The organism is Roseovarius sp. BRH_c41 (assembly GCF_000961715.1).
GTDB lineage: Bacteria > Pseudomonadota > Alphaproteobacteria > Rhodobacterales > Rhodobacteraceae > Roseovarius.
Window position 1 is genome coordinate 65,009 of record NZ_LADY01000011.1, and the last position, 7,965, is coordinate 72,973.

General features: G+C 65.6%; 9 protein-coding genes. 8 read left to right on the plus strand and 1 reads right to left on the minus strand.

From position 1 onward, the window contains the following. Window positions 1–84 precede the first annotated feature (84 nt). On the plus strand, window positions 85–441 hold the full coding sequence (locus tag VR71_RS03670; RefSeq protein WP_208990406.1) for an ion channel: 357 nt from the start codon (window positions 85–87) through the stop codon (window positions 439–441). A gap of 53 nt (window positions 442–494) precedes the next feature. Here the strand turns inward: VR71_RS03670 and VR71_RS03675 are convergent, their stop codons facing one another. Next, entirely contained in the window at window positions 495–851 is a 357-nt protein-coding gene (locus tag VR71_RS03675) for a cytochrome c (RefSeq protein ID WP_240757972.1), read from the minus strand. A 186-nt stretch (window positions 852–1,037) separates the two neighbouring features. Here VR71_RS03675 and VR71_RS03680 point away from each other — a divergent pair, with 186 nt between their 5' ends. From VR71_RS03680 to VR71_RS03705, 7 genes are all read left to right on the plus strand, one after another. Next, the gene (locus VR71_RS03680) at window positions 1,038–1,436 is read left to right on the plus strand and encodes a hypothetical protein (protein WP_045681279.1); all 399 of its coding nucleotides are present in this window, start codon (window positions 1,038–1,040) and stop codon (window positions 1,434–1,436) included. A gap of 72 nt (window positions 1,437–1,508) precedes the next feature. Beyond that, window positions 1,509–3,062, plus strand: coding sequence for a multicopper oxidase family protein (locus VR71_RS03685; protein ID WP_045681282.1), 1,554 nt, complete (start codon window positions 1,509–1,511; stop codon window positions 3,060–3,062). A 120-nt stretch (window positions 3,063–3,182) separates the two neighbouring features. Then, a complete protein-coding gene (locus tag VR71_RS24605; protein ID WP_264224588.1) occupies window positions 3,183–3,311 on the plus strand; it encodes a hypothetical protein in 129 nt (42 codons plus the stop codon). Between the two features lie 16 nt (window positions 3,312–3,327). After that, window positions 3,328–3,714, plus strand: a complete 387-nt coding sequence (locus VR71_RS03690) for a DUF302 domain-containing protein (RefSeq protein ID WP_045681285.1) — start codon at window positions 3,328–3,330, stop codon at window positions 3,712–3,714. A gap of 1 nt (window position 3,715) precedes the next feature. Beyond that, entirely contained in the window at window positions 3,716–4,390 is a 675-nt protein-coding gene (locus VR71_RS03695; RefSeq protein WP_045681287.1) for a VTT domain-containing protein, read from the plus strand. Beyond that, window positions 4,387–5,697, plus strand: a complete 1,311-nt coding sequence (locus VR71_RS03700; protein WP_045681289.1) for an APC family permease — start codon at window positions 4,387–4,389, stop codon at window positions 5,695–5,697. The genes VR71_RS03695 and VR71_RS03700 overlap by 4 nt, the downstream gene beginning before the upstream one ends. 67 nt (window positions 5,698–5,764) lie before the next feature. Then, window positions 5,765–7,965, plus strand: a 2,201-nt coding sequence (locus VR71_RS03705; protein WP_045681291.1) for a heavy metal translocating P-type ATPase, incomplete at its 3' end; no start/stop codon positions are given.

The following is a 7,965-nucleotide window of genomic DNA, read 5'->3' on the forward strand; positions in this document are numbered from 1 at the left end:
AGAACATAAACCTCGGGGTACTGTTCCGCCGCGAGTGCTCAACATGCTGCAACTGGAATCGGGCTTCTGCTCGGTTTCGCGCTGGTGGCCGCCATCTGGTCGCGCACCACTACGGGGCTATTGGCCGTCCGGGGCGTGAAGCCGAACTCGAAAGAGAGACCGCAGGCGGCGATCATGGTGGCGTTCGTCGGGCTGCTCGCGCTCCACACGATTGAAATCCTGGCTTTCGCCGCAGTCTACAGGGCGCTGCAGGGCTGGGGCGTGGGAGGCTTCGACGGCAGCTACGACCCATGCTGGAGCGGCCTGATCTACTTCTCCGGCGTCAACTTCGCCACGCTCGGGTACACGCAGATCGAGGCAACCGGGCCGATACGGATGGTCAACATGATGCAGTCGCTCGGCGGCTTCATGGTGCTGACCTGGTCGGCGACGTTCCTCTAACTCGGTCTGCGAACTGGCCTGGCGCGAGTAGCAGCCGACGACCATGGGGAATGTCAGTTTGCCTCCGACACCCTCTCTTGGTATCGGCGCTCGCGCTCTGGCCATGTGCTCTTGATGTAGTCGAGAACGGCGCGGATGTCCGCGTCGCTCAGCACGTCTGCGAAGCCGGGCATGTCGCTCTCGTATCCGCCGCCGACCACGGCGGCGGTGCCTTCCCTAACGATGCGGAACAGGACATCGTCAGGATGGTGCCAGGTGTGGCCGCTGGCGTCGTGGGGTGGCGCCGGCAACCGGCCGGACGGAAGCGGCGAGCGCCAGCCCGGCTGGCCCTCCAGTTCCGCGCCGTGGCAGGCGGCGCACTGATCCGCATAGATCTGGCGTCCTTGCGCGATGATGTCCGCCGACGCCACGGCGGTGGATGCGGTACCGGCATAACGCCAGCCAGCAAAGACCGCGAGGATCACACCTCCGACGACCAGACCGATCACGACAGTATTTCGGAGAGCTTTTTTCAAGACGTCTATCCCCGATCACTGCGGAATAACATTCGCGTTTGGTCGAGACCACGTTGTGCCAGCGGCGAGGCGCCTGCGACAATGGACATTCTCGTGAGCAATGCCTATCTTTGCAGCATGCTCGAACGTGTCGTCACCATGCTTGCCATACTCGCGATCACCGTGGTGACGACGGTGACCTCCGCGCATGCGACACGCATGAGCATGAATTCCGGTGTGGATCACGCGATGCATGTCGCCGACATGATGCACTCTCCGGTCATTTCGGGCTTCGACTGTGACGCTGGAGAGCACTGTGGATCGGCCGATGCCGAGATGTGCGAGTTCGTATGCGCAGGCCTCTCTGCCTTCCTGACGTCGGCAGGCGAGGAAGCCGGGCACGCCTACGGCGCCGCCAGTCATGACGTCCCGTCCGCGGCAATCCACGTCAGCCGTGCGCCGGGACTGAACGAACGACCTCCCAAGCTCCGTCTCCTCTGAGCGCGCCCGGGCAGACGCCCGAGGCGCCCCATCGGTATTGATGAACGGGACGGAAGTCCCGAGGAGACGACCATGAACATGCTTTCTCGACGCGGCTTTCTTGCCGCAAGTGCGGCCGCCATTGGCGCTGCACACTTGCCCCGCATCGCCTTCGCGCAAGGGGTGGCGCCGATCAGCCTCTCCGCTGCGACGCGCACGCTCGACATCGACGGTCGCGCTGCCACGGTCTTCGGGCTTGCCGGCCCCGGCGGTCAGGGACTGATCCTCGACCCCGGCCAGAGGTTCCGGGTCGATCTGACCAACGACCTGGACGTCGGTACCATCATCCACTGGCACGGACAGATCCCGCCCAACGCGCAGGACGGTGTGCCGGACATGCCGATGCCCCTCCTCGCACCGGGTGAAACCCGATCCTACGACTTCGAGGCACGGCCCGGCACGCACTGGATGCACAGCCATGTGCCCACCCAGGAGATGAAGCTGCTCGCCGCGCCGCTGATCGTGCGCTCGGCCGAGGACGTTGCTGCCGACCGGCAAGACGTCGTGATGTTCCTTCATGACTTCTCCTTCAAGGCCCCCGAGGAGGTTCTGGCCGAGATCGGCGCAGGTCATGGCGGCGGGCACGGCGCGGGCCATGGTGCCGGTGCATTGCCCGATCAGGGCGCTCCCATGGGAGGCATGGGGGCGATGCAGGGCATGGATCACGGGGCCATGGGCCATGGCGCCACGGGCGGCATGCCGATGGGCAACATGCCCCGAATGGGCGGGATGATGGGTATGGGCGGCCAGATGGGCGGCATGGCCATGGACCTGAACGACTATGACTGGGACGCCTATCTCGCCAATGACCGGACCCTGTCGGACCCGGAGGTGGTCCAGGTCGAGCGCGGTGGCCGTATCCGGCTTCGGGTCATCAACGCCGCTGCGGCGACGGTATTCTGGATCGAGACCGGCGGTGCCGAGGCGCGGCTGGTCGCGGTAGATGGGCACGCGGTCGAACCTCTCGCCGGCACGCGGTTCGGTCTGGCAATGGGCCAGCGTCTGGACATCGAGATCGACCTGCCGCACGAAGGCGGCGCCTGGCCGATCCTCGCCCTGCGCGAAGGCGCGCGCGAGCGCACCGGCCTGATCCTCGCCACGCAGGGTGCCGAAGTGCGGCGTCTCGATGCAATGGCGGATGCCGAAGCGCCCGCGTTCGACACCGATCTGGCGCAGGAGGCGCGCCTCATCGCGCTGGACGCTCTGCCGGATCGACCCGTGGACCGCAGCCAGATGCTGATGCTGGGCGGTTCGATGCAGCCGTACGTCTGGACGATAAACGGGGCAGTCTGGGGCCAGCACCAGCCGATCACCGCACGCAGCGGTGAGCGGGTCGTGCTGTCGTTCCACAACATGTCGATGATGGCGCACCCGATGCATCTGCACGGCCATGTGTTCCAGGTCGTCGGGCTGAACGGGCGTCGGGTCGCCGGTGCACTACGCGACACGGTTCACGTGCCACCGATGTCGATGGTCGATGTCGCCCTCGATGTCGGTGAGGCCGCCCGATGGATGCTGCATTGCCACCACATGCCGCACCTTACGACGGGGATGATGACCGAATTCGCGGTCACGGCGTCCGTCTGATCCCAGCGGGTCGTCCGGACATGGCGCCCCGCCCGGCACCGATCCTGGTCTGTCCTGCCCCATGTTGTCGTGAGGGCCGGCCAAAAGACGCACCCTGCGGGTAAAAATCAGGAGGATGAGATGATGAACTGGAACGACATGGGCCCCGGAATGGGTTTCGGAATGGGGTTTGGCTGGCTCTTCGGCCTGCTGATCCTCGTGCTGCTGGTTTTGGCCATAGCAGCGCTGATCAAGTATCTTCGGAAATAGAAAAAAGGAGTTGGCAATGACCTACACGATCAATCGAATGTTCCCCGACGCCGGTATCGACGACGTCGACGCTCGCGCGCGGAAGGCCCTCACCGACCACGGCTTCGGCATCCTGACCGAGATCGACGTCAAGGCGACGATGAAGAAGAAGCTAGATGTCGAGATGCCCGCCTACCGCATCCTCGGCGCCTGCAACCCCAAGATGGCGCATCAGGCCATCGGGATCGAACCGCGCGTCGGTGCGATGCTGCCATGCAACGTCATCCTGCGCGAGGTCGACGGTGGCGTGGAAGTCAGCGCCATCGATCCTGTGGCGTCGATGCAGGCGATTGAGAACGCCGAACTGACGGCCGTGGCGGGCGAGGTGCGCGACCTCCTGGCGAAGGCCGTCGCGGCGGTCTGAGATGAGCCTGCGCGTCACCATTCTCGCGGGCCTTGCGATCCTCGGCATCGGACTGCTCGCTGTCTGGCAGTTCGCGCCTTCGGTGTTCGCCGAGGCGCGCAGCCTCCTGGAGCCCGAGCGTCTGGAAACGCTGGTGGCGCGTGCGGGTCTCTGGGGGCCGGTCCTGATCGTCACGCTTATGACCATCGCGGTCGTGGCCAGCCCAATCCCGAGTGCACCCATCGCACTGGCGGCCGGAGCGGCCTACGGACATCTCTGGGGGACCGTGCAGGTCGTCATCGGCGCCGAGCTCGGGGCGCTGATCGCCTTCGGTCTCGCACGGGTTCTGGGGCATGACGTCCTGCGGCGGGTGTTCGGGGACCGCGTCGATGCCGGGCTGCTCGGCTCGCAGAACGCGTTGACGGCGACGGTTCTTGCCAGCCGCCTGATGCCCTTCGTGTCCTTCGACATGATCAGCTACGCGGCCGGACTGAGCCGATTGCACGCCTGGCGTTTCGCCTTGGCAACACTGGCGGGGATCATTCCGGCAAGCTTCCTGCTGGCCCATTTCGGCGGCGAGGCGGTGAGCGGAGATCTGGGCCGGGCGACATGGGCAGTACTTGGCCTCGGCCTCTTGACGGGCCTGCCACTGCTTTGGGTAGCCATGCGGCAAAAGCCTGAAAAGGGAAATCCATGACCGGAAGCGAGTACCAGAAGAACAGCATCACCCTTTCCGGTGCGGTAGCCATGGGCACCGGCGTGATGATCGGCGCGGGCATCTTCGCGCTGACCGGCCAGATCGCCGAACTCGCCGGGCCTCTCTTCCCGCTCTCGTTCGTGGTCGGCGCCATCGTGACCGCCTTCAGCGCCTACACCTATATCAAGATGTCGAACGCATACCCGTCTGCGGGCGGCATCGGGATGATCCTGAAGAAAGCCTACGGACCGACGACGGTCGCGGCGGGCGCAGCTCTCCTGATGGCGCTGTCGATGGTCATCAACGAAAGCCTCGTCGCTCGCACCTTCGGAACCTACACCCTGCGAGCCTTCGGCGGCGATCCGGACAGCATTCTCGTGCCGGTCCTCGGCGTGGGGCTGATCGTCTTCGCCTATCTCGTGAACGTCTCTGGCAACCGGTCGGTCGGGCTGCTGTCCATTATCATGGCCATTCTCAAGGTGGGCGGCATTGCGCTGTTCGGGGCGGCCGGTCTGTGGGCCAGCGGCATTTCGTTCGAAGCGTCGGGCGGAGATTTTCGTGCGGGTGGGTTCGTGGCGTCGGTCGCGCTGTCCATTCTCGCCTTCAAGGGGTTCACGACCATCACCAACAGCGGCGCCGAGGTGACCAATCCGCATCGGAACGTGGGCCGGGCCATAGTCCTGTCCATCGCCATCTGCGTCGTCGTCTACCTGCTGGTCGCATTCGCGGTCGGCTCCAGCCTGCCGCTCGATCGCATCGTGGCGGCGAAGGACTACGCGCTGGCTGAAGCGGCCCAACCAGCCCTCGGGCAAACCGGCTTCTACCTGACGGTGGCGCTTGCGCTGGTGGCAACTGCCTCGGGCCTGATCGCCAGCGTGTTTGCCGTCTCGCGGATGCTGGCGATGCTGACGGACATGAAGATGATCCCGCACAGCCATTTCGGGATGCCAGGCACGATCAAGGACCACACACTCGTCTACACCGTCGTGATCGCAGGCTTCCTGACGGTCTTCTTCGACCTCAGCCGCATCGCCTCGCTCGGGGCCTTCTTCTATCTGGTGATGGACATGATCATCCATTTCGGCGTGTTCCGGCATCTGCGCGAAGAAATCGGCGCTCGGGGCTGGGTGTTGCTGACGGCAATCGCACTTGATGCCGTGGTGCTGGCCGCCTTCGCCGCGATGAAATGGCAGTCCGACCCCTTGATCGTCGTCCTGGGTGCGATCGGCATGGCGCTGGTGTTCCTGTTCGTCGGAATCTTCCTCGCACGGAATCCCGCCCTGGAAGGCGCTCACGACCACCATTGAAAAGAGCTTGAGCTTCCAACGGCTGGAAGCGGCAAGCTGAAACAAGAGATCGAAAGGCTGGCAGACTATGGAGCACGATCACCATCACGCGGCGCCCGACATTCCGGCGGGGGCGAATACCGCAAAGGACCCGGTCTGCGGGATGACGGTCGCGGTCAAGCCGGACGGGCGTCACGCCGAGTTCCAGGGAGAGACCTTTCATTTCTGTTCGGAGAAATGCCAGTCGAAGTTCAAGGCGGATCCGTGGTTCTACGCCTCGGGCCGGGCCGCCGGACAGAAGAAGGCTGCTCCGGCCAACGTCCAGTACACCTGTCCGATGCATCCCGAGATCGTCCGCGATGCGCCGGGGTCCTGCCCGATCTGCGGCATGGCGCTGGAACCGATGGTGCCGTCGGATGAGCCCAGCGAGGAGCTGACCGACTTCACGCGTCGGATGTGGATTTCGGCGGCGGCGGCGGTGCCGCTCATCATCCTGACGATGGGTGAACTGGTCGCGCTGTCAGTGCGCGACTGGATCGGGCATCAGACCGCAAGTTATCTCGAGTTCGTGCTGGCAACGCCGATCATCCTCTGGGCCGCCTTGCCTTTCTTCCGGCGCGGCTGGGACTCCATTGTGAACCGCAGCCCAAACATGTGGACGCTGATCAGCATCGGCGTGGCGGCGGCCTACCTTTACTCGCTCGTCGCGACGTTCCTGCCGGGGGTGTTTCCGGAACAGTACCGGATGGGCCACGGCGTCGGCACCTATTTCGAGGCGGCGGTGGTGATCGTCGCGTTGGTCTTAGTGGGCCAGGTGCTGGAACTCCGAGCGCGAGAACGCACCGGGGATGCGATCCGCGCGCTTCTGGATCTGGCGCCGAAGACCGCGCGGCGCATCCTGCCGGACGGCACTGAATACGATGCGCCGCTGGAGAACATCATGGAGGGCGACCGGCTGCGGGTCCGTCCCGGCGACGCCATTCCGGTCGACGGCACGGTGATCGAGGGCCGCTCGTCGCTGGACGAAAGCATGCTGACCGGCGAGTCAATGCCGGTGGAAAAGGGGCCGGGGGATGAGGTGACGGGCGCCACGATCAACAAGAACGGCTCTCTGGTCATGGAGGCAGGCAAGGTCGGGTCCGATACCGTGCTGGCGCAGATCGTGGCGATGGTGTCGAACGCGCGGCGGTCCCGCGCGCCGATCCAGGGGCTGGCCGACCGGGTGTCGGCGATATTCGTGCCGACGGTGGTGGTCATCGCCATCGTCGCCTTCGTGGTCTGGCTGATCTTCGGCCCGGAGCCCGCGCTGGTCTTCGCAATCGCCTCGGCCGTGTCGGTCCTCATCATCGCCTGCCCCTGCGCGCTGGGGCTGGCGACACCGATCTCCATCACCACGGCGGCGGGGCGCGGCGCACAGGCGGGCGTGCTGATCAAGGACGCCGAGGCGCTGGAGCGAATGGCAGGAGTCGATACGCTCATCGTCGACAAGACCGGCACGCTGACCATGGGCAAGCCGAAGCTGACCGATACGGTTGCGCTCGGGGACGTCACCGAGACCGACCTGTTGTCGCTGGCCGCAGCGCTGGAGCGTGGCTCGGAACACCCGCTGGCTGAGGCGATTGTCGAGGGAGCCGAGGCGCAGGGTGCGCCGCGTCAGGAGGCCACGGACTTCGACGCCGTCACTGGCAAGGGCGTACAGGGCCGGGTCGGTGGGCGCGCGGTGGCGCTAGGCAACGCGGCGATGATGCGGGAGATGGGGCTCGACACCGCGCAGGCCGAGTCAAAGGCCGACACCCTGCGCGCCGAGGGCAAGACGGCGATGTTCGTCGCGCTTGACGGCGCGCTCGTCGGCATCGTGGCGGTCGCCGACCCGATCAAGGAGAGTACCGCGCAGGCCATTCGGGAACTTCATGCCCAAGGGCTAAGGGTGATCATGGCGACGGGCGACAACGAACGCACGGCGCAGGCGGTGGCGGGCAAGCTCGGCATCGACGAGGTGCGCGCAGGCATCCTGCCCGAGGCCAAGAAGGACCTGATCGACCAGTTGCGCCGCGACGGCCACAAGATCGCCATGGCGGGCGACGGGGTGAACGACGCCCCCGCGCTCGCCGCCGCCGATGTCGGCATCGCCATGGGCACCGGGGCCGATGTTGCGATGGAAAGCGCAGGCATCACCCTGCTGGGCGGCGACCTGATGGGCATCGTGCGGGCGCGCAAGCTCGCCCGCGCCACCCTGCGGAACATCAAGCAGAACCTGTTCTTCGCCTTCGCCTACAACGCGCTTGGCGT